The organism is Methanosarcina acetivorans C2A, from assembly GCF_000007345.1.
GTDB lineage: Archaea > Halobacteriota > Methanosarcinia > Methanosarcinales > Methanosarcinaceae > Methanosarcina > Methanosarcina acetivorans.
In genome coordinates this window covers 3,476,930-3,499,045 of record NC_003552.1, presented here as the reverse complement: position 1 = coordinate 3,499,045, position 22,116 = coordinate 3,476,930, and the positions used below count along the sequence as shown (strand labels likewise).

Annotated in this window: 19 protein-coding genes; 7 read left to right on the top strand and 12 right to left on the bottom strand. The window is 39.6% G+C overall.

The genetic code is table 11. From position 1 onward, the window contains the following. The 6 genes from MA_RS14695 to MA_RS14670 form a co-directional block, all read right to left on the bottom strand. Positions 1 to 357 carry a hypothetical protein gene (locus MA_RS14695; RefSeq protein ID WP_011022757.1) on the bottom strand — a complete coding sequence of 119 codons (357 nt, stop codon included), beginning with the start codon at positions 355 to 357 and terminating at the stop codon, positions 1 to 3. 3 nt (positions 358 to 360) lie between these two features. Further along, entirely contained in the window at positions 361 to 1,632 is a 1,272-nt protein-coding gene (locus MA_RS14690) for a hypothetical protein (protein ID WP_011022756.1), read from the bottom strand. 167 nt (positions 1,633 to 1,799) lie between these two features. Next, on the bottom strand, positions 1,800 to 1,997 hold the full coding sequence (locus tag MA_RS14685) for a hypothetical protein (RefSeq protein ID WP_157860258.1): 198 nt from the start codon (positions 1,995 to 1,997) through the stop codon (positions 1,800 to 1,802). Between the two features lie 117 nt (positions 1,998 to 2,114). Then, the gene (locus MA_RS14680; protein WP_011022754.1) at positions 2,115 to 2,450 is read right to left on the bottom strand and encodes a hypothetical protein; all 336 of its coding nucleotides are present in this window, start codon (positions 2,448 to 2,450) and stop codon (positions 2,115 to 2,117) included. A 9-nt stretch (positions 2,451 to 2,459) separates the two neighbouring features. Then, positions 2,460 to 2,738, bottom strand: a complete 279-nt coding sequence (locus tag MA_RS14675) for a hypothetical protein (protein WP_011022753.1) — start codon at positions 2,736 to 2,738, stop codon at positions 2,460 to 2,462. Between the two features lie 312 nt (positions 2,739 to 3,050). Continuing rightward, entirely contained in the window at positions 3,051 to 3,260 is a 210-nt protein-coding gene (locus MA_RS14670; protein WP_048065528.1) for a hypothetical protein, read from the bottom strand. A 560-nt stretch (positions 3,261 to 3,820) separates the two neighbouring features. Between MA_RS14670 and MA_RS14665 the strand changes: the two genes are divergently transcribed. Then, complete coding sequence (locus tag MA_RS14665; protein WP_048065527.1) at positions 3,821 to 4,108, top strand: hypothetical protein; 288 nt, start codon at positions 3,821 to 3,823, stop codon at positions 4,106 to 4,108. 107 nt (positions 4,109 to 4,215) lie between these two features. Here MA_RS14665 and MA_RS25695 read toward each other — a convergent pair whose 3' ends face one another. Together MA_RS25695 and MA_RS29220 are read right to left on the bottom strand one after the other, a co-directional pair. Further along, positions 4,216 to 5,811 carry an IS1182-like element ISMac20 family transposase gene (locus MA_RS25695; protein WP_011022752.1) on the bottom strand — a complete coding sequence of 532 codons (1,596 nt, stop codon included), beginning with the start codon at positions 5,809 to 5,811 and terminating at the stop codon, positions 4,216 to 4,218. A 232-nt stretch (positions 5,812 to 6,043) separates the two neighbouring features. Further along, positions 6,044 to 6,148 carry a hypothetical protein gene (locus MA_RS29220; RefSeq protein WP_248698047.1) on the bottom strand — a complete coding sequence of 35 codons (105 nt, stop codon included), beginning with the start codon at positions 6,146 to 6,148 and terminating at the stop codon, positions 6,044 to 6,046. A gap of 57 nt (positions 6,149 to 6,205) precedes the next feature. On the opposite strand from MA_RS29220, the gene MA_RS25685 reads away from it, so the two are divergent. From MA_RS25685 to MA_RS14640, 4 genes are all read left to right on the top strand, one after another. Beyond that, on the top strand, positions 6,206 to 6,751 hold the full coding sequence (locus MA_RS25685) for a group II intron maturase-specific domain-containing protein (RefSeq protein ID WP_345939377.1): 546 nt from the start codon (positions 6,206 to 6,208) through the stop codon (positions 6,749 to 6,751). A gap of 552 nt (positions 6,752 to 7,303) precedes the next feature. Then, positions 7,304 to 7,489, top strand: coding sequence for a hypothetical protein (locus tag MA_RS27215; RefSeq protein WP_157197147.1), 186 nt, complete (start codon positions 7,304 to 7,306; stop codon positions 7,487 to 7,489). Between the two features lie 35 nt (positions 7,490 to 7,524). Then, entirely contained in the window at positions 7,525 to 8,772 is a 1,248-nt protein-coding gene (ltrA, locus tag MA_RS14645) for a group II intron reverse transcriptase/maturase (protein WP_011022749.1), read from the top strand. Between the two features lie 52 nt (positions 8,773 to 8,824). After that, a complete protein-coding gene (locus MA_RS14640) occupies positions 8,825 to 9,460 on the top strand; it encodes a group II intron maturase-specific domain-containing protein (RefSeq protein ID WP_226990614.1) in 636 nt (211 codons plus the stop codon). Between the two features lie 434 nt (positions 9,461 to 9,894). Here MA_RS14640 and MA_RS27210 read toward each other — a convergent pair whose 3' ends face one another. From MA_RS27210 to MA_RS27180, 4 genes are all read right to left on the bottom strand, one after another. Next, positions 9,895 to 10,467, bottom strand: coding sequence for a hypothetical protein (locus MA_RS27210; RefSeq protein ID WP_157860257.1), 573 nt, complete (start codon positions 10,465 to 10,467; stop codon positions 9,895 to 9,897). A gap of 691 nt (positions 10,468 to 11,158) precedes the next feature. Then, positions 11,159 to 13,051, bottom strand: a complete 1,893-nt coding sequence (locus MA_RS24675; protein ID WP_011022747.1) for a PEGA domain-containing protein — start codon at positions 13,049 to 13,051, stop codon at positions 11,159 to 11,161. 769 nt (positions 13,052 to 13,820) lie between these two features. Continuing rightward, entirely contained in the window at positions 13,821 to 19,391 is a 5,571-nt protein-coding gene (locus tag MA_RS28800; RefSeq protein ID WP_048065524.1) for a DUF2341 domain-containing protein, read from the bottom strand. A 425-nt stretch (positions 19,392 to 19,816) separates the two neighbouring features. Further along, complete coding sequence (locus tag MA_RS27180) at positions 19,817 to 19,963, bottom strand: hypothetical protein (RefSeq protein WP_157860256.1); 147 nt, start codon at positions 19,961 to 19,963, stop codon at positions 19,817 to 19,819. Between the two features lie 818 nt (positions 19,964 to 20,781). Here MA_RS27180 and MA_RS14615 point away from each other — a divergent pair. Then, positions 20,782 to 21,369, top strand: coding sequence for a tyrosine-type recombinase/integrase (locus MA_RS14615; RefSeq protein WP_011022745.1), 588 nt, complete (start codon positions 20,782 to 20,784; stop codon positions 21,367 to 21,369). Between the two features lie 65 nt (positions 21,370 to 21,434). After that, entirely contained in the window at positions 21,435 to 21,557 is a 123-nt protein-coding gene (locus MA_RS29460) for a hypothetical protein (protein ID WP_282678813.1), read from the top strand. The last annotated feature ends 559 nt before the right edge of the window (positions 21,558 to 22,116 follow it).

Genomic DNA, 22,116 nt, shown 5'->3' with positions numbered 1-22,116 from the left:
TTATAAGCCATTGGTTCTATATTTTAAGAGTTTTAGAATTCGAGTGTTATTTTCAGTATCCTTCATTTCCTTAAGTTCGGATTCTCTTATAGTATTGCCATCCTCGAAACCTTTTCTATAGGAAAAAACTTTAAAGCCTTCCTCAGAATCCCAGATAAAAAAAGACCCATCAGGAAAGGTAAAATTGAAACTATCCAGATAAAGACTATCATTGCCTGTCAAACCATCCTGATAACCAGCCTGATACTCAGGTTCTTCCATTGCACTGTTAACAACACTATTAAATGACAATGCATAAGTTCCTACACAAACAGCACCTAACAAAAAAAGAACTACAATTTCACCTCTATCACTCATAACTCACAACCCCGGATACAAGGATTTCTTTACAAAATGCTCATTGCCTTTAGGCTTGTACATGTTCAGAAACTCCCGAATAATCGGATTAACTATGTATTGGCCTCTTTTCTGAACATTATCAGAATCAACAAGTTTAATCAAAATGCCTTTCCTGGTAAGCCTCTGCCGCACCGATCTATTAGCTTCACATGCCTCAAAAATATCAAGGTCTTTGAGCTGGTATATCAGATCCTCAGGTTCCTTGAGAGCCTGGGAAAGGAACCTTACCACGTCATCAAGGGAGCGGTCATAACGGTCAACGTTTATGTCGTAGAGTCCCAGGTTGAAGTGGACGAAATTGATTAAATCCTCAGCAATGGACTTATCTGAAAGAGACCATTCAAAAAGCTGTTTTGCATCTTCAGAATAGATAGTAAGCTCAATCCTGGCCAGGCCAAAAGTTTTCTGATATATTTTAAGCTGTATTTTCCTCCTGGACTTACCACTATTAATTTTATTCAGGTAATGGATATCCGGCTTAAGGTCCACACTATCAATAGGGTCCTCTTTGTCATATTTGCGCTCAGGAACTGAAACGCTGTTATCAGTCTCGACCTGGTTAAGGTATATTGTCCCGCTTTGAGTGTTGTACTTTCGGAATGAAATTCCCTTAGAATAGAGCTTCAAAGCGATATCTTCAACGCTTGCAGGATACACTTCAAAGGGAAGTTCGACCTGGACAAGCTTAACCTTAATTTGCTGCAGCTCCACACCCCAATAATTAAAGACAATTTCCTTGTAAAGGTCCATTGCCTGGACTTTGAAGTCTCTGAGGGCCTTGATAAAATCAAGTATGGTAAGCTTTGAATCAACCGGTAAAAAGTTGTCATCATAAATGACATTCGAAGGCCTGATATCATGTATTTGCTGCAGATAATGGATAACATTGACGTGAAAATACATTGTCCTGCCTCCACGAAGCTGCAGCTCCCAGGCTGAATACTGAAACTCTTTTCTAAGGACCTGTTCAAACCTTCCCTTACTTACCCGGGACCTTTTGACATGCTGGATAAACTTGTCTCTAAGCTCTTTATCGAAAGGATGATCCTGGCAAACGTAATCATCATCATAGACCACGAAAAAGACCTTATCAATACAGATACGCTCTTTATCGAATTTTTCAAAATAGGTTTCATCCAGATTTTTTCCTTTCTCACTTCGATAAAAAGAAGACTGCAGGAAATCCCGCAATCCAGCCTTACAGTGTTTTTCGCGTTCTTCATTTGAATACATTGTAAGGCCTCAATATTCATATTCAGAATAGTACTTTTCACTCACACATTGATACTCACAGGTCCAGAACTCCAGGCAGTCCTCACAGTAGCAAGAACCCCAAACTAAATTGGTATACGGACAATGAAGGCACTCAACAAACCTTATTATCTCTAAAGGTTCCAGCATCAAACACGCCCCCATCCGTACCTTTTAACGACCTGGTGATAAAATAACTCTGGCCTTGTATATGTTTTCTGAAGGTCAGGACACTTATAAAGGTCTGATTTGTTCCATCTTTCCATAGCCTGCTTAACCTGGTCCTGCTCTGTTGGAGTGAGCTCTGCAAAGGCGAAGGAAACCAGAAGATTACTTTTGCACCGCATAGAAAACCCCGCATTCCTCAGTACAACGGCCATAAAAACGGTACACTACATTATATGAGGCCTCCCTTAGACTCCGGATCCGCCAGTACCTAGCTACATTCTCACAGGTTACCATCCTCACATCTCCTCAGAATCTAAAAAAACATTCACAATAGAGCTATTATTCTCTCGGCATGTAACCCATTCATCAAGCCGGCCTTTAGAAGCATCACCGAGAACTAACTGCTGGTTGTTAATTTCTACAATAGCGGCCTCGATATAATACACAACTTCCGGTAAGTCCTTACCATTAGCTCGACTGCATTGTAAAAGTTTGCCGGGTACACACTCAACCCCATAACTTTCTAAGATAAATGACCTGAGCTTATCCAATGAATTATAAGCCTCATTAGCAAGCCGGCTCATTTCTTTAATTCTGTCAATATCAACCATATAAGCGCATTTCTGAACCATAGTTACCCCTCACAGATCTGTAACCTGGTTCTTTTCGCGTTCTTTCTGAAGCTGAGAATTGAAGAGAGAAGAGTTTTCCCTACAGAAATCAATCAGTTTTTTCATGGAGGTATAGGGCAGCCTTATCCAGTCTTCCTTTGTAGGTCCATACTTCAAGCCAACTGTCCCGGGATAAGTTTTATCTCCGTTTACTTGGTCCGGAGAAAGAACGATGAAAGCTTCCGGGATCCTGAGAGTAGGAGCATCACTAAAACCAGAAACCTCTGAACCATTATTTTTTTCAGACATTTTCAGCTCCTCCCAACAATTCCTACAACAAATGAAGAAGAGTCCCTTTGCTCCAAACAAACCTGAGTACCCAGACCAATTTGAAGGGCTTTACAAAGCTCAACAGGAACATTTATTTTTTTATATCGACTCTGAGGACCGTGACCTGAAATTATGCGGTAGTACTTCACAGAACCACCTCAGAAACAGAAGAAGGAACAAAACCCTTTGACTTGAAAATTTCCTCGATCTCCCTATACTGTGAGAGATTCAAACGATAGTGAACTATAGATAACCTGCTCCTGCCACTATGGAAAAACTGAATTGAAAAACTCATTCTTCACCACCCCTGAAATTCGAATCGACATATTCCAGGTATTCAATACGTTCCACCAGTCCTTTGTATCTAAAATACAGAAGCAAAGAAGATGCAGCACAAAAAACAAAGAAAAACGCAAAAACCAGATACGCTAACAATCCCAATATTGGGTGATAAGAAAGTCCTACATTGAGACCAGGGTTCACATAAGAGTAGACTGTCATCAAAACCACCCCTTAGAATCATCAGTGGTGCAATTCGGATCTATCCGGGTAAGATGCAGGTCTTTAAGCATTGGCCTGAAACAGGCATCAGGATCTTCGACTATACGATTCTGCTGAAAAGCAGAGCTATCGCTATTAGATTTTGTATTTTCCATTGTTTGGTCACATTCACATTAGTCTGAAAACTCTGCTAAAGTTTCCAGCTAAAAAAAAGTAGTAAAGCAATCCTATAAAAAACTTTTTAAGACATTAGATATTATGATAATATTGGCTGTAGAGTCATCGTGCTGCTAACACGTCCCGGCCAGGGAGGGAAAACTTTTTTAAAAGTTTGGTCACGACCCTCTCTAAAAGGAGTTCTTGATAATCAGCCAGATTAAGAGTTAACTGATTGGGGTTTATCGGACTTTTCAAAAGTTCGGTTCTCCCCCTCAGCGTAACCCTCATTTTGGCCTCAAAAATTTGCCTATTTTGTTCGTTTCATTTGAACAGATTTTTTCTGAGTCGCGGCACTTTTCTAGAGAGATAATTTCATAAATACAAAGATGTTTTGACTATATATGATTCCAGAGAGGTACAAATTTTTACAATACTTTTTTAAAGAACTAAGAATTGAAGGATTATTAAGTATAGAATCTCATAAATCAATAACAATTCAACAATTATCAATAGAATTAGGGACGTCGGTATCAACCTGTAAAGCTCTTGCGTATCAACTTCAGAATTTTGGGCTCATCATAATTAAAGATCAAGATTTGATGGGTCCTAAAAACATATTGGAAATTACAGACAAGGGAAAACAAATGGCTACTACAATAAATGATATGTTAAATAGCTATGAACCATAGGCTTTTCTATCAATTATTATCTAACTTTTTTTCTATAATTTCATTTCAGTCGAATACCCCGCTGCAAGGAGGCTGTCCGACAATTACTGGTGGTAATAAATTAGCAGTCATCGGTTGTGAAACTGGAACTTTTTAGCTCTATTAAATTTGATTCTATCCACTATTTTTTTCTTAAAGTGAAAAGTTCCATTTATTCCATTTCTCTTTCTAATGATCTCGTTTTTATTTGAGTAAATCCATATTTTCTTTAAGTTAACTGCTGTACATACCAAATTAAATTCATTTCTGACTGATTTAATTCCCCTTGTGAGAAATTCTCTAAACCTAAGATTCTCTTTATAGTTTCCAATTGCAGGTTCTACTACCTGCTGCCTTTGTCTGTATATTTCTTTTGCTTCTTCAGTTTTCATTTTTTCGGCTAATTGCTTTCTTTCTTTTGAAAACTCTGCTATTTTTAAATGCCTAATTCCATCCTTTCTTTTTGTACAATTTTTGCTGAATTTACACTTTTTACATTCAGTTCCCTTATAAAGTCTGTATTTTCTCTTCCTTTCTTTCTCATAACCCTCATACAAAAACTTCAAGCTTTGTTTTTCAGGGCATATAAACTCATCATTTTCTTCATCATATTCAAACGTACTAATATCGAACCTTAGATCTTCAAAGTTTTCTGTTATTGTTTTAGTTACTTCTTGCTCTGGAATATATGGATCCAATTTTTTATCAATCAAATAATGTACGTTGTTTCCGCTATAGTATCCAGTGTCTGCACATATTTTAGTGCCTACTTTTAATAAACCACAATTTTTTTCTACCATTTCAATTTGAGGCTTCAATTGATACGTATCGTTTCTGTCTTGACATACATCGTTTGCAACTATAATTCCTAGTTTATGATCAACTGTTATTTGAGTATTATATGCCAGTTCAATCGTTCCTTTTTTGTTAATCATAAACCGAGATTCTTGATCAGTTAAGCTCACATTATCAATACTGTCTTTTTCAAATTCATTAAGTGCCTTCTTAATCGTATTTTCAATCTTCCCATTTCTATCGCTAGATTCATCCTTATTTACTTGCTTTATGTACTTCACGGCTACAGCTCTTACTTTATGTTTTTCACTTTCATTCAACTGATCATAACCACGGCACTTTCCAAAATGCTCATCCTCAACTTTGTCTATTTCAATACCTTTTTTTAATTCATTTTTGACATATTCTTCAATTACTTCCAAGACATTTTTCATAACCGCACTTTTTCTTGACGTAGAGGCTTTTACTTTGGATCCATCAACGCTTAATTGTTCAAGACCTATTACTCCTAGATCTTTGGCTGCCTTAACTGTGTTTTTGAACATTGCAGTAATCAGTTCTTCATTCTCTTTTCTGAAATCACTGATTGTTCTAAAATCAGGTTGTAGGTTTTCAGCTAAATAAATGTAAACTATATTTTCTCGAACATTGCGAGCTATCGCTCGCGATGATCGAACTCTATCAAGCATAGATTGAATCAAAATCTTACACATTATGCAAGGATGATAAGCAGGGTGTCCAGAACCGTCATACCTGGTTTCAAATTCACTAAAATCCATCTCATCCACAAAAGACTCAACCAAATAGCAGATATGATCTGAAGGAATAAGATCTCGGATATCTGGAGGTAAAGTCCAAACTTGATTCTTTAAAGATTTAATAAAAACCATAAACCAAAAAATTAGTAGAATAGTATATAATAATTAATATATTAAAAGCGGAAACCTCGATTACCTGAAGTAATTGTCGGACAGCCTCCTTGCTGCGGGGTGCGCCAACGCAACTTTGATTATGACTCTTTGCTCTTGCTCATCCTACAAGCCATCAATTCGTCACATATATCTTTTTTCCATCCGAGGTGACTGTAATTCCATTAGAAACGAGTCTTACAGTCACATTGGATTATACTGAATTCGTTGCAGTGTCAATGACAGAGACAGTGTTGCTGCCAACGTTTGTCACGTATACCTTTGTTCCCTGTGGGTTGACTGCAACTTTATAGGGCAAGCTTCCTACAGATACGTTGTCTACAACATTGTCTGTAGCTGTGTCAATGACAGAGACATTGTCGCTGCCGATATTCGTTATATATGCAATATTAGTGAAGGATTCAATTTCTTAGGATGGAACTTCAGGAAATACAAAGGAAAACTCCTTCCGAAGCCATCTCAAGAGTCCCAAAGGGAAGTTATCAAGAAAATCAGTGATGCAATTCACAAAGCAAAAGCATGGGATCAAGACCGACTGATACGAGACCTCAACCCAATCATTAGGGGATGGACACAGTATCACAACCATACAGTTTCCTCTGAGATTTTCAGCAAACTTGATGATACAGTCTATAACATGCTTATCTCTTGGGCGAAAAGAAGACACTCAAATAAAGGTCTCACTTGGATAATGACTAAATACTGGCATAAATCCGGTAGCAGAAAATATGTATTCTGCACAGAATTAAAGACGTTGGAGAGGTTCTCCAATGCCAAAGTTGTTAGGCAAAGACTAGCAAGCCTTAACAAAAATCCATTTATCGACAAGGAATATTTCGAACAATGGAAATTCATTGAATACCACCGGAAGAAACGCATCACCAACCCAATTCTGTTCTAAACTGACACCCGAAAGGGTAGTAGTGGCTCGAGCCGGATGATGGGAAACTATCAAGTCCGGTTCCTAGAAGACGGGGTAGAGAGTAATCCTACCCTGTTATTCGACATATCACCAATCTTGGCTAATATGACATTGGACAGTATCGAGAAGTTACTTATGGCTAAGTACCCTAAAAGAGGGAAAAATACCAAAAAGGTCAACTTCATCAGATATGCTGATGATTGTGCGCCACGAAAGCGAATCCGTGTGACAGAATGTCGCATAGTGTAACTATGCTGCATAGAAGATGAGGGTGGGCCCCTCGGAATCGCTATACAGGTAGAGATTCCAAACCACCATAAGCTGCTGTGGTCAAAAGCCATGGTAGTGAGCGTTATGGAAAAGGCGAGACTTGACCTCGTCAGGTATGTGCTATGGAGACGAACGCAATGAACCACTGATAAAGTGTCGAAAGCGTAGGGATGTCATCAAAACCAGGGGGTAGTCGTTAACCTGGGATAAGTCTGGAAGAAACCTGTTTACTGACCAGATGGTGGCCGGCATGAAGGTGGCGTGAACTTAGCACAGGCTTCTGTGTGGAACGTGGGAACCTGTACTTCGATGGTAAGAGAAAATTCCAAGCGGAGGACCCGTAAGGAGGAAAGTATCGAAGCGATGTACAGGGGCGGAACAATCCGTAGTAGTGATGAAGCTCCTGTAATGGGAGTGAAGCGAAGGGATTGTGTTATCCAGTTTTGAAAATTGGTCAACCTGACAAATCAAGGGAGGAACCCATGGACGAAACAAAGCCTTATGAAATCTCTAAAGATATAGTACAAGAAGCTTTTCAGAGAGTAAAAGCAAACAAAGGTGCTGCTGGTGTTGATGATGAAAACATTGCAGCTTTTGAATCAGATCTAACAAACAATCTCTATAAGATTTGGAATAGAATGTCCTCTGGCTGCTATTTCCCCCCATCAGTGAAAGCAATCGAAATCCCTAAAAAGAGCGGCGGAACTCGCATTCTGGGAATTCCCACAGTACTCGACAGGGTAGCACAGATGGTTACAAAAATCTATTTGGAACCGCAATTAGAACCACTCTTTCACCCCGACTCTTACGGCTATAGACCCGGCAAGTCAGCTGCAGACGCTCTTGCTGCAACACGTAAGCGTTGTTGGAGATATAACTGGTTACTGGAATTCGATATCAAAGGATTGTTTGACAATATTAATCACGATCTGCTAATGAAGCAAGTCAGTATGCATACTGACAAACCATGGATCATTCTCTACATTCAGAGATGGCTCAAAGCACCCTTTCAGATGGCAGATGGAACAGTCAATGAACGGACAAAAGGAACTCCCCAGGGAGGCGTTGTTAGTCCGCTTCTTGCGAATCTGTTTCTTCATTATGCTTTTGACCAGTGGATGGATAGTCATCATCGGTATAATCCATTTGAAAGATACGCCGATGATAGTGTCATACACTGCCGAAGCAAGAAAGATGCAGATCGACTGAGGATTAAGTTAGAAAAGCGTTTGTCTGAATTTGGACTTGAACTACATCCAACTAAAACACGGATCGTCTACTGTAAAGATGACGATCGGCAAGAGGATTATCCTGAAACAAAATTTGATTTTCTCGGATACACCTTTAGACCCCGTAGGTCCAAAAACAAGTATGGAAAACACTTTATCAACTTCACTCCTGCAGTCAGTAATACTGCTAAAAAGTCTATGCAGCAAGAAATCCATAATTGGCGTATGCACCTCAAACCCGATTTAACGTTAGAAGACCTATCCCATATGTATAATCCTATAGTTAGAGGCTGGGTCAACTACTATGGTCTCTTTTACAAATCTGAACTGTACTGTGTACTCAAGCATATGAATCGTGCCTTGACTCGCTGGGCCTTGCGCAAATACAAGAAACTTTCAGGGCACAAGCGACGAGCAAGATACTGGCTTGGGAAAATTGCCAGAAGGGATCCAAAACTTTTTGTTCACTGGCAAATGGGGATTTTTCCTGAGGCTGGATAATGGGAGCCGGATGAGCTGAGAGGTTCAAGTCCGGTGCTGAGAGGGCCTGGGGGTGAAACTCCCCCGGGCTACTCACCTCATAGTTACTGCTAATTCAGAAGAAACTGCTAGAGACATTAAGGACATGATTACTGCTTTTCTCAAAGAACGAGGTCTTGAACTCTCCGATGATAAAACTCTGATCACAAACATTAATGACGGCTTTGATTTCCTCGGCTGGAACTTCCGCAAGTATAAAGGTAAGCTTTTGATTAAACCATCCAAAAAGTCCATAAAAAGATTCACAGAAACTATCAGTCAAACCATAACAGCAGGAGCTGCGTGGTCTCAGGAAGTATTAATTGCCAAATTAAATCCCATAATAAGAGGCTGGACCAACTATCACAATTCAGTGGTCTCCTCGGATATCTTCCAGACACTTGACCATAGAATCTGGGAATTGTTATGGAAATGGGCTAAAAGAAGACATCCAGACAAACCCAAAGATTGGATTGTCAACAAATACTGGAAAAGAAGCACTTCCAGAAGGTGGGATTTCAGAACAGAGGTTAATGGGTTATTGCTCCTATCTAAAACCAAGATATACAGACATATTCCTTTAAGACTGAAAATGAATCCATTTCTTAATACGGATTACTTCCACGAACGTCAAAATAAACTTTGTTGTCGGAAGGATCACTCCATTTGAAAAAAAAAGATTGCTGCCTGATACAGAAAGGGTTATAGAATGCTTGAGCTGTATGAAGGGAAACTTTCATGTACGGTTCTTAGAAGAGGGAGAGCGAGTAATCGCTCTTTCTTATTCAACTAAATTTTCGCATATTCAGATTTTTTCCTGCTATCGATTTTCAATAAAAAGTGGATTTATTGGACTTTTATGCAGGAGGTAAAGCAGCTATATGGTGTATCATAGAGACCAAAAAACGATATCATTCAATATTCACCAAGCTCCATTAAAAGTCCAAATTAATTTGATTTTTTTCAAAAACGCTATCAAGAAAAACATTGATTTTTGAAAAAATACTGCGGAATGTGGGATTCAGGATTGCTTGCATAATTAAAAGCTCGATTTGTCACCTAAATATGAGATCCAAAGAAACAAATTTGAGTTTTGGGATGAGCTCATTTTATAATTAGTGGTAGTAATGTTGTTACTATTGGTAGTAAAAATGTTGTGATAAAAGTAGCTACCTCTTTGAAACCAAATAAATTATGGTATATATCTTTGATTTTATTTTCTTCCCTTTCAAGAATATCCAGAATTATCTTTGATTCATTCAGCTCTTTTTCGTTATCGTTATCCTTTTTGGTAGAACCAATTTCAAATATTTGATCATAAGTTTCTTTATACTTCTCGTTTATTTTTTTGAGTTCCAATTTTACGCCTTTGCCAATTAAGTTTTTGATTGTTTGATATGTGATTATAAAAAGAATTACACCTGCAAGAAGCATCAAACTCAACATGATAATATCAAATGTAATTATTGAACTAGGTGATGTGTAGATAAATATGGCCGCATTTGGTGATATATCTGCGATTATAGCCAGTGTTAGAATTATGAAATAACTGCTTACGATCAATAGAATAAAATATTTAAGAGATTTAAGTCCTCCTACTTCATCAATGTCAAACACATTGATACTTATCAAATATCTTTCCTTCAGTTCATTTACAATAAAAACTAATTCGATCATTATCCAGATAATTACTGCTATTAAGAAAAGCATCGAGTACAGAACGATGCAATTAAATATATCAAGCAATATTGACCAAAATGTAGGTTCAAATAAATAATAGTAACCAGATTTTGTTCCACTAAACAAAAAATACTCCGATAATCCATGTAATTCTGGTATTCCAAAAGAAGCGAGAACGATAAATATTGTCAAGTAATATAACCAAGATTTGCGCAATTTTTTATTTAAAAAGCATGAAAATGTTTGGTATTGCTTGTCTTGAAATAAAGGAGTAAGTTTTTCAAAAATTTGATATACATTGGAAAAAAAATAATTAACTAGAGCAAATTCGTATCCTAATATAATACTTGGTAATACTGAACCACGTATTTTATCATAATCAACCTGATTCTGATAATAAAAATTAAAGATTTCTACTTTAGATGTAAAAAATAAATAGATCAATAAAACGATTCCAGATAGTACAAGAGAAGCAAATAGATAATTTGTCGATATTTTTTTGTAAATCTCTTGAAGCTTCATATTCTCACAAATTATACCTTTGTACTCGTTTATTCTTTTGCAGAATCAAATAGCTACGAGTAAGTCATAATAAGTTAGAATCCTTTGAAATCTACCCCTTTACCTTGTTTTTCTAAAGTCAACGTCAACTTTTAGAATACTTATACTGACTTTGCCAAAACTACTTTTATCTACTCAGGGTCGGTTGTATTTCTTGTTTTTCGAGCTTATCAAATTTACACTGACCGTTCCAGTTTTTGTATCCTTCAAGTTCCAATTGAACCGAATACGTTTTCAACTCACCGATTGAAATAGACTTTGGGGTTTTCCCTATATATTTTCCATCTATAGATGCTTTTGCTCCTTCAGGAATTGAACTAATTCTCAAATCTGTAGATGGTTTTATCGGTCCAAGCGCATATTGTGGAGATGGAAAAGAAAAATCTGTATAATTCCCGCCTTCATCTCTAGATATATTCTCGACAAACATTTCTGAAGGATGATATTTATCACTTTCATTTACTGAATAGCTTATTTTATTTAATCCAACAGTCTCGTGTTCTCTGACTTTCGCTTCATCAACTTTGCGCTCATCTAACTGTAATTCCAATGATATTTCTTTCTTTTCAGGATCGATTTGCTTTATTATTAGAATATACCCATCTCCAAAATCAAGTCTTCCGCCTACCCTTCTTTTTAGCAAATACTCTCCAGAGAATTTTATTGAATCTCCTTCTTTTAGGATTTTGGTTTCAGAAGTAGGTGTATCATATCCACTTACTGGCTCGTAACTTATCGTATATGTGCTTTCAGGTGCATTTAATTTAGCCCAGTACGACCCATTTCCTATATATTTTTCATTTGATCCAATTATAGTAAAAGTTGCATTTGTTATAGGAACTGGGTCAGGATTCCAAGTTAGACTTGTGTATACATATATGTCACCAGTCTCATTCTTTCCAAGAACAGTCTGTGAGAGTTTACTAGTATTTATTAAAATTTCTTTTGAAGTTGATATATTGTACATGTAGATTTCGGACCTGTTATTGCGATCATCCACCCACACTATATTATCTCCATAAATTGCAGGAGAGTATATCAGTGATTCGCTGGCTGTAATTTGGGTCTCCGTCGCTGTGGATAAATTGTGCATATAGATACCAGAGTGATTTTCGCTATTATCTTTCCACACTATATTATCCCCATAAATTACAGGAGAATATGCTGATTCATTGGCTATAATTTGAGTTTCCGTGGATGTGGATAAGTTATGCATATAGATACCAGAGTGATTTTCGCTATTATCTCTCCACACTAACCTGTCTTCGTAGATTGCAGGGGAGTATGCTGATCCACTGGTTGTAATTTGGGTTTCGTTCTTAGTAGAGAGATCATACAAATAGATATCAGACTTCCATTCACCATTGCGTGTATCCTGCCACGCTATTCTGTCTCCATAGATAACAGGGTCTTTTGCAGATATGATTGTGGTTATTCGAGATTCCTTATTTGTGGAAAGATCATACATATAGATATCTGAGTTGATCAAGTCTCCTCCATTGCGATCGTCTTCCCACACTACTCGGTTTCCATAGATATCAGGACTCTTCTGATCTGACTTATTGGTAGTAATCTGAGTTTCTGACTGGGTAGAAAGATTATATATGTAAATATCAGAGTCCTTGCTGCGACTGTCCTCCCACACGATTTTATCCCCGTATATTTTAGGACTTGATGCTGATCCACTGGCAGTAATTCTATCGTTCGTGAAATTATTGGTATCATATAAGTAGAGATCTTCACTTGAATCTACAATGCGGTAGTTCCCCCATACTATCCTATCACCGTAGATAGCAGGATCAACGTTATTTGAGTTGTCATCGACAGCACTTATTTGCGTAGCATTTGTATCCGAATTATTTGTAACAGTAAGGAATTGGCCATCTACAGATTGATTTTGCACTAGATTTGCATCTGAATTATTTATAACATCAAGTTCTCTTGCGAATGCAAGATTGCAAATCGCGATCATAAGAAATATGGTAATTACTAAAGGTATGGTTGCTTTAGTTACTGACATTTGTTATTTCCCCACTCGAACTCAAAAATGTACAATTAACTGGATCCTAAAAAAGAAAAGTTATATTAAGGACCTATGTATATTATATATTGTATTTTATATATTCTTTTTGTTTTTAATAAAAATTAAAAGTTAATTAATTGATTATTTTTACTTTAAAGAAGTATTTATCTTCAATTTTATATTTCACTCCTTTTTATTCCTTCTTTATTTAAATTGAATCTTTTTCTATTGGTAATGTACCCAAATTTCTGTAAATTCTTATTGACTCTTCCCTTATGCTTATTTCATATACCCTCACAACCTAAAAATAAAAAGGTACAAGGATCAAACATATTTCAAACATATGTTTGAATTGAAAAAGAGGCTTTTGATACTGAAAATTCAAATTTCAAACCTATTTTCCGGGAAATAATGTTCCAGGACCTATAGTACCCCGGAGCCTGGGAAGATCTTCATCCGGGTCTAGCCTTCAAGATCCTGCCGGCAAGCAAGGAAGATTTTCCTCTCGGGAAAAGACGATGAAGAAGAGGAAGTATTAAGAAGAAGAATTTGTTTTGAGATAATAGTGTATTGTATCCTGAAATGATTTCGCAGATTCAAAAATATTTGAAATTTAGATACACAATCCAGCAACTGCAGGCAATTTGCAAAGAAAAAACTATTAAAACTATTAAAAATATTTTATGAATAAATGAAAGAAAAAAATGTGGGAAATTTGAGAAAATCTTTCTCTATTCTCCCCTTTGTTTTTTCATTTTTCTCCTCGTCAGATCATTCCAAACATATCCACAACATCATCAAAGTCTATCCTCCCATTCCCGTTGAAGTCAAAATACTCCACCGGCATGTTTTCCTCTATCCAGTCCATGTTGTGGAAGTACGCCACTATATCTACGAAACTGAACTCCCCGTTTCCAGTGAGGTCTTCATAGAGTCCGTCTCCGTCAAGGTCTCTAGGGGTATATTCCTGATCCGGCAGTGGGGACAGAAGGGTCACTTCAATTGTCCCTGTTAGGAGAGCTGGTTCGATAGAGTCTCCGGAATCTTCCTCCAGACGTTTAACCCCTATCGAAAGGTTCGCAGACCCTTTTTCCTTTCCAGAAACCGTGAGAGTAGCAAGCACAACATCTGCTGCATCTGCCTTAACGGCATCTTCCAGGTCAACAGTCTTCATGTAGATAGAAGTCCCGGGTAGGGTAGAGTTCTGAGTAATCAGAGCCCAGGAGGGGTACTCTATATCGACTATTTCGGCAACAGCCGGATCGTCAATAGCAACGGTCAGGTTGTAGCCTGAAAGACCTGCAGGGAAATTGCTGGCAACGATATTTATTTCAGTAGATTCGTTTTCTGCAACTGAGAAACTTTCAGGGTCGAAATAGAGAGTAACAGTTGATCCGGAAGCTTCAGAAACTTCTATGTAATCCGATTTTAACTCAAAGTCAGTCCCGGCAGCATTTTCTACAGTCAGATTTACGGTGTAGTTACCTGCTGCAGAATAAGTATGCGAGGGGTTCTGCTCTGTTGAGTTTGCTCCGTCTCCGAAGTCCCAGACCCAGGAAGTCGGCGATCCGGTAGACTGGTCAGTGAACTGAACTGTCAACGGGGAATCGCCGGACGTTGGTGTCGCACTGAAGTTCGCGACAGGTGTTGCTGAATTATGCGTATCATTGCCCCATTCACCCTGTACCGGTTCATTTGCCGTGTATGTACGGGCATAAAAGTCTCTGAAGTACCATTCACCCGTTTCTCGACTGGCAGTGCGGACTCCCATGTCCGGTTTATTCGTAGTTGAGAATGAACTGTTTCCTGAGAACAATAGCATGTTATTTTCGTACAGCAGTTTGTTGTTTGTGGTCTGGCCGTTGGTCCAGCTTAGCCTGTAGGTATGCCCGGGTGAGGTATCATAACCCCCCTGTACTCCGCCCCAGTACCCAAGGTGCCAGTTGGAAGTGGCGTATCCTACTCCGGTTAATATCCATGGTGGGGTGCGTCCTCCTGATTCCGAAACATCCTCAAGTGTCACGCTGCACCAGACAGGGACGCTTAACTCCTCTGTCATGACTATCCCCGCGCCTCTGTCGCTCTGGCTGTCCTGCTTGATATGGTAGCCTCCATTCTCAAACACGTGCACATTGGTATAGCCACTATCACTATCATACTGATTTTCGGTCCAGACACTGGTTCTGCGGGTGTCATCGGTGAAGTCCTCAAAAGCCATAAAGGTGTTAGTACCATCACTCATATCCGTACTGTTTGCATTGCCGTAGTAGAGTTTGATTGTGGTTCCTGAAGTGGGTATGCTGTTTACTTTTACCCAGACTACGGAGGTGTTGTCGTCTGATTTTTCGATCCAGTAGCTGAGAATGCTGTTGTTGGCGTCGGTGAATCTGATGTCGTTGGGCCAGTTAAGGGAATAATCGTTCAGGTAAACGTCAGAACCGTTGTCTGTGCCTATTCCTCGATGAATGTTCATTTTAATCTGATAGTCAGTTAACGGTCCATCAACACTACCGGAGATTGTATGCTCTTTAAAGAATAAATAAGACGTTAAGGGTAAGGTATCCACGTAGTAAACTCTGATCTGAACAGCCTGGTTACCAGCCTCGTCTACTCCCATGGACTTCAGAAGAGTTTTATCAGTGATGTGAACTGGCGCCGTGTAGAGAGTGCTGTTCGTGGTAGGAACACTGCCATCTGTAGTGTAGTATATTGTTGGATCCGTATCGACCTCGTCTGTTGCAGATAAAACTACATCCAGCTCATGGCCATACAAACCTCCCTCAGGACTGGCCGTAACAACAGGTGCAACTTTGTCGATGGTGTAGTTTTCAGTTTGAATCGGAGCCTGGTTTCCTGCAGCGTCCACAGCCATGAACTTCAGTGTGGTAGAGTTGGTTATGCTTATTGGGCCTGTGTACGCAGGGCTTGTGGTATTTGGATCTGTTCCATCGGTCGTGTAATAGATCACTGGTAAGGGGTCTATGTTATCGGACACATTTAAGGTTACAGACTGGTCAACTTGGCAAACATTTCCAAAGGGATTGGCCGTTACCACAGGAGCCAGATTATCGGAGGTGATGTAGTTAGTTTTAACCTTAGTATTATTACCTCCTTCCAGTCCGGTTACAGTGAGTTTTACGGTGTAGATTCCGTTATTGGTATAGGTGTAGGCGGGGCTTTGTTCGGTGCTGTCAGTTGTCCCGTCATTGTCAAAGTCCCAGGCCCATCCGGTTATATTGCCCACCGACTGGTCAGTAAATTGCACGGTAAGAGGAGCTATCCCGATGAGAGGTGTTGCAGAAAAACGAGCAATAACGGATTGAAGCGGCGTTTCGCTTTGCCATTCACCCTGTACCGGTTCATTTGCCGTGTATGTACGGGCATAGAAGTTCCTGTAGTACCATTCTCCCATTTCTTGACTGGCAGTGCGGACTCCGATATCTGGTTTATTCGTAGTTGATAATGAGCGGTCTCTTGAGTATAATAGCTCACTATTTTCGTATAGCAGTATGTTGCTGGTGTTCTGGGCGTTGGTCCAGGTTATCTTGTAGGTGTGCCCGGGGGAAGTATCATAACCAAGCACGCCACCCCAGTATCCAAAGTTCCAGTCGGAGGCTGCATATCCAATTCCGGTGAATGTCCATGGCGGGTTGCGACCTCCTGATTCTGAAATAACTTCCAGAAATACGTTGCACCAGACAGGGACGCTCAACTCGTTGGTCATGACTATCTCTGCGCCTCTGTCGCTCCGGCTGTCCTGCCTGATATGATAGCCCCCGTTCTCAAATACGTGAACATTGGTATAACCACTAACACCCTGATCTTGATTTTCGGTCCAGACACTTGTTCTGCGGGTGTCATCGGAGAAATCCTCGAAAGCCACAAAGGTGTTAGTGCCATCATTCATATCCGCACTGTTTGCGTTGCCGTAGTAGAGTTTGATTGTGGTTCCTGAGGTGGGTATGCTGTTTACTTTCACCCAGACTGTGGATGTGTTGTCATCAGATTCTTCGGTCCAGTAGCTGAGGATGCTATTGTTAGCATCGGTGAATCTGATGTCGTTTGGCCAGTTCAGGGAGTAATCATTCAGGTAAACGTCAGAACTGTTGTCAGTGCCTGTATCCCGGTGAATGTTCATTTTAATCTGATAGTCAGTTAACGGCCCATCAACACTACCGGAGATTGTATGCTCTTTAAAGAATAAATAAGACGTTAAGGGCACGTTATCTATATTGTAGATCATGGTCTGAACAGCCTGGTTACCGGCATTATCGATGGTTATGAATTTCAGGATTGTCCTGTTATCGATATGGATTGGTGCTGTGTAGAGAGTACTGTTCGTGGTAGGAGTACTGCCATCTGTGGTGTAGTATATTACTGGGTTTGTGTCAACGTTGTCTGTTACAGATAAAGTTACATCCAGCTCATGATCGTACAAACCCCCATTGGGGCTGGCGGTTACAGATGGTGCTATATTGTCAACTGATACGATGTAGCTGGTTTTTACTTCCTCGTCACTGCCACCGAGTCCGTTCACAGTTAATTTTACAGTATAGTTTCCGGGGATGCTGTAAATGTGGGAAGGGTTTTGGTTTGTGCTGTTTTTCCCATCCCCAAAGTCCCAGAGCCATGAATCCGGCGAGTTGGATGACAGGTCAGTGAAGTTGACTGTGAGTGGGGCGTCGCCGGTTGTTGGCGTTGCTTTGAAGTCTGCAACAGGTGTTGCTATGACAGTGATATAGTCTGCCTTTTCCTCGATACTGCTCCCAGCTGCGTTGGTAGCTGTGAGTTTGACTGTATATTTCCTGCCGGCGGTGTAGTTATGTATGGGGTTTTGCTCTGTGCTGCTGGTGCCGTCCCCAAAGTCCCAGAGCCATGAACTGGGTGTGCTGGTAGACGTGTCAGTGAACTGCACGGTGAGCGGGGCATCTCCCCTGGTTGGTGTTGCAGTGAAATTGGCCACTGGCATAATCGGTGTGTTGACAGTGATGTAATCTGCTTTTGTGCTGGAGTTTGAACCGCCAGCGTTTGTGACGGTAAGTTTCACAGTGTAGGTTCCAGAAGTGCTGTAAGTATAGATGGGGTTCTGGAGCGTGCTGTCGGTGATTTCGTCGTTGTTAAAGTCCCAGGCCCATGATGTAGGGGAGTTTGTGGACTGGTCGGTAAAGTTAACCGTAAGTGGTGCGTCGCCTGCAGTTGGCGTGGCGGTGAAGTCGGCCACAGGTGTGAGGGCTGTAGTCGTTCCTACCAGCATGGTTAGGGTATTGTTGCTCTCATTCCCTTCATTCACCACATTTTCAGGGTCTACGTTTACAGTTAATGTGTAGCTGTTTGTAGTAGTGCCGTCGGGTGTCCAGTGGAAGTCGACGTTTGTGCTGCTCTTACTTGCCAGGTTGGTAACGGTTTGTGTGTCCACGACTGTGCCGTCCACAAGGAGGGATGTATTGAAGGCTGTTGAGTTTTTATCGCCCTGATTTTCGATGGTGGCGGTTAGGGTGTTTTCGGTGTTGGGGACCACGACATTTGGTGTCAGGTTCACAGGCACAAGGTCAGTTTTTTCGTATTCGTATATAATTGAAAGGCAGTGCAGTACCACAGAACAGTAGGCATCGTCTCCCCGCCCTACATTAACGACCTGGTTCTCTGAAACAAGAGAATCTTTTACATTGTCCCAGTGGATATAGTTGAAGTAGGATCCGCCTACCGACTCGGCTGCATCAGAAAGGGAATTTCCGTTGAAATCTTCATAGTTATACCCCGTAAGGTGGGTTGAATAAAGGCTTGCACTCTGCACGTCAGCAAGGTCCACGGTCCCGTTGAAATATGTGGTAGAATTGTCGACTTCAGATCCTACGTAATCTCCGTAATGCATCCAGTCAAGACCTTCTGCAATCCAGTATTCTATCTGTGGTTTGCTTTCATTTTCCAGTACGACTACAAGAGTGCTACCATACTGCCTGCCATCTCCCGATGAAGAAGCGACAATTGCAGTGTTTTCACAACCAGGTATAACGTACTCTGTGACATCATAAGAAACCCATGTTACCCCCATATCAGAAGCGTACGAGGATGTAGAAGTAGGGGCATAGCCATTGAATGTGGTGGAGATTGTACCCGACCATACCCCAGCATAGTACCGCGCAAAAATAACTGTCCCGTTCGGCACATCAAAGTTGTTTGTAGAGTATTTGGAATCCCAGTTTGCCGTGGATGATACGTACATTTCACCCTGCACTGTGTCGTGAGCTATTGTGGGTAAAGCCGAGACAGTGCCGGTAAAAAGCAGGATTAACAATACAGGGAGTATATATATGGAGTGTTTTGAATTAATGTTCATCACCTTGTTTTGATCAATTAAAAAATAATGACAACCTTATCAGGTCGTTTCTACCTGAAAATTGATTTATTTTCTCGCTTTCAAAGCTTGCATAGTCGTTGTGAACTCTCAGATTTGCCTATGTGCTTATGCCGTTAATTTCTGAGATTCTATGACTCTGTCCAATCAAATTCTGTACTCTGAACAATTGAGTTAAGCAGAATCGCCCCGCCAAACTTGTCCTCGCAAAGGAGAAGAGTTGGTGTAAAGGAGACTCTGCTGGTCAAAATGGCCAGCATGGTGGAAAACAAGAATTTTGGTTCTGGAACAAAACAGGGCCATTGAATTCTATGACAGCTTGATCTAGATAATGGGAATTTTTGACCATTAAAGGAAGGATCTGTTGCATAAAAATTATTTAAGGTTGGCAATTGCACAGGAAAAGTTCACAGTATTCTAACTTTTACCATTTCTTTTTCTTCTATATTACCTCCTGCAACATTTTTTCCACTGTTTGAGCCAGCAACGAAATAACCCGTAGCTATCGTTTTCAGTAAATTCCGATTGGCTCCAATGAGCCTGAAAATCACCATGCACAATTGGAAAATATACGCAGGTTATTTCGTTGCAGTTCCTTAGAGATTTGATCTGAATTTGGAGCCCGAGTTCTTTGAAGTGTGTCTTTTTTCAGAATTTAAATACATTAAATATGAATGAGTGTGATCATCTATTTAAATTAATTGAAAAAATCATAATCATAGTACTTATATATTGTATATAGTAACACTAATAATCTAATTAGTAACATTTTATGAACAAATGAATTCATATATAACAAAAAAAGTAAATTCTGCTATTGGGTATTGGTTATTTGGTAGCTGAACAGTTACAAAATAGATAATTTGATACCAAATCTAAAAAGTTGAGTGAGGGATTAGCTAATATCCCGCCTAAAGCGGTAGTCAAACAGAAGAAAAAGCCAATACATACGACCGTATCACCATATATTAAGAAAAAAGCGGAAGAGAAGGTCGAAACTGAAGAATTCAGCAGTTTGCCCACCCTAAACATATATACGAAAAGTGTATTTGCAAGCAGTGAAATAATAAAAACTCGTCTTTTTTCTAATCCTGCCTTAGAACCTATCCGAAAAGTGCTACTGCTTGCTGTAACTTTTACATCGGACAATACACAACCGGAACAGATACCCGGATAGTATAGCCCTGTTGTAACCTTTGCAACATGCCATTATCGACTTTTCGGATTGGCTCTAAGTACCAGCTGCAATATACGAACGTTTCTACATAGAATGTTCGTATTTTAGGGAGAAATAGCTTCTTTTTCCATCGATATTTTGAATAATCCTCACTAAATACGAACTTTTTAATATTTCGTTCGTGTACCATTTCTCATGGATAATGGACTTGTAACCTCTGATGGAACAAAGTTTCTCACAGTAGCAGAATATGACCGATTTGTTAATTTCATTCCAATGAAGTTCAGGCCCATTTTTGAAATTAATACAATTACAGGCCTTCGATACGTGGAGCTTCAAAGGCTATACGATCACGAAGAATGGTACTATACAGAAAGAAATCAGATTATCCTTCCTAAAGGGGCACAGAGGAAAGTTAAACAAAAACTTGTAAAGAGGACAATTGATAAGTTACCAGCTACATTTCCCTATCTCTTCAAGGCTTTCTTAGAGTGTAAGAAACCACCAGCACGTAATACTTGGTTTGAGGACCTTGAAAGATGGAGTGGAAAGGCTGGTATAATTCCAAAAGTCAACCCAAAGACTCCCAGGAAGACAATTGAAAGTTGGATGCTAAAAGCAGGCATACCAGAGATTGAAATATACAGCAGGCAGGGACACGACCCTATCACCAGTCTTAGACATTACCAGAGCCTATCTTTTATAGATTACGAAATGAGGGACATCGAAAAGAGGCTCATTGAATGGGGAATTCTTAGAGGGAAAATTTGGACGACTCAATAAAAATACTAAATTGTTCCAAAATATATAAATAGAGTGTGGCCTGCTATATTGGATGGAGGTCACAAATGGAAAACAAGATAGAAGAAGTCGAGAAGGATTATATAGAATTCAGGAAAGAAATGGAAGAGGAAGAAAATAAAGAGAGTAAAAACCAGCATATAAAACCAGATAATGGAAGAAATTCGTAAATTAATAAGCAAAGAGTAATATATCCTTCTTTACAGTTCCCACCTTTTTTCATTAATGCCTCAGATTATTTATTAATAAAATCTAGCGAATTCGTTGAATTCGTTTACTCAATAAATAAAAACGATATCGATTAAAGCTTGCTATGTGTTTGAGTTGAAATCAATTCCAGAGACTATTAGAATATAAGAGTTTCCTTCGATAGCCGCTGTGGATGTAAAAAAAATGTAAGAAACACATAGGTTAGTTTTTTTAGAGTTTACTGATAACGAAAAATAGTTAATTTTAATCGTAACAAGTTTGATTTTCTTTATGCTCATGATAAACCTGGATGTTCTATAAAGATATTTTGTTTATTCGATCCAGACATGCAGGGTCCTGGCGCCTGAGAAAGTCCTTGTCCGAGTCCTTGTCCTGGCAGTTTAAGTGCCGTCGGAAATGGGAACTTGTCGGAAATGGGAACTTGGTCCCGGGCATAAACCCAAAGAACTAAACTTGGTCCTAGCCTGCAGCGACAGTAATGACTGCATTTGAGGGGCAGACTTACTCCACCGGGTCCAG

What these genes read in the sequence shown, in the direction of transcription:
- MA_RS14695 (WP_011022757.1), bottom strand. Translation starts at nt 357, where the DNA reads ATGAGTGATAGAGGTGAAATTGTAGTTCTTTTTTTGTTAGGTGCTGTT.
- MA_RS14690 (WP_011022756.1), bottom strand. Translation starts at nt 1,632, where the DNA reads ATGTATTCAAATGAAGAACGCGAAAAACACTGTAAGGCTGGATTGCGG.
- MA_RS14685 (WP_157860258.1), bottom strand. Translation starts at nt 1,997, where the DNA reads ATGCGGTGCAAAAGTAATCTTCTGGTTTCCTTCGCCTTTGCAGAGCTC.
- MA_RS14680 (WP_011022754.1), bottom strand. Translation starts at nt 2,450, where the DNA reads ATGGTTCAGAAATGCGCTTATATGGTTGATATTGACAGAATTAAAGAA.
- MA_RS14675 (WP_011022753.1), bottom strand. Translation starts at nt 2,738, where the DNA reads ATGTCTGAAAAAAATAATGGTTCAGAGGTTTCTGGTTTTAGTGATGCT.
- MA_RS14670 (WP_048065528.1), bottom strand. Translation starts at nt 3,260, where the DNA reads ATGACAGTCTACTCTTATGTGAACCCTGGTCTCAATGTAGGACTTTCT.
- MA_RS14665 (WP_048065527.1), top strand. Translation starts at nt 3,821, where the DNA reads ATGATTCCAGAGAGGTACAAATTTTTACAATACTTTTTTAAAGAACTA.
- MA_RS25695 (WP_011022752.1), bottom strand. Translation starts at nt 5,811, where the DNA reads ATGGTTTTTATTAAATCTTTAAAGAATCAAGTTTGGACTTTACCTCCA.
- ltrA (WP_011022749.1), top strand. Translation starts at nt 7,525, where the DNA reads ATGGACGAAACAAAGCCTTATGAAATCTCTAAAGATATAGTACAAGAA.
- MA_RS27210 (WP_157860257.1), bottom strand. Translation starts at nt 10,467, where the DNA reads ATGATCGAATTAGTTTTTATTGTAAATGAACTGAAGGAAAGATATTTG.
- MA_RS24675 (WP_011022747.1), bottom strand. Translation starts at nt 13,051, where the DNA reads ATGTCAGTAACTAAAGCAACCATACCTTTAGTAATTACCATATTTCTT.
- MA_RS28800 (WP_048065524.1), bottom strand. Translation starts at nt 19,391, where the DNA reads ATGAACATTAATTCAAAACACTCCATATATATACTCCCTGTATTGTTA.
- MA_RS27180 (WP_157860256.1), bottom strand. Translation starts at nt 19,963, where the DNA reads ATGGTGATTTTCAGGCTCATTGGAGCCAATCGGAATTTACTGAAAACG.
- MA_RS14615 (WP_011022745.1), top strand. Translation starts at nt 20,782, where the DNA reads ATGGATAATGGACTTGTAACCTCTGATGGAACAAAGTTTCTCACAGTA.
- MA_RS29460 (WP_282678813.1), top strand. Translation starts at nt 21,435, where the DNA reads ATGGAAAACAAGATAGAAGAAGTCGAGAAGGATTATATAGAATTCAGG.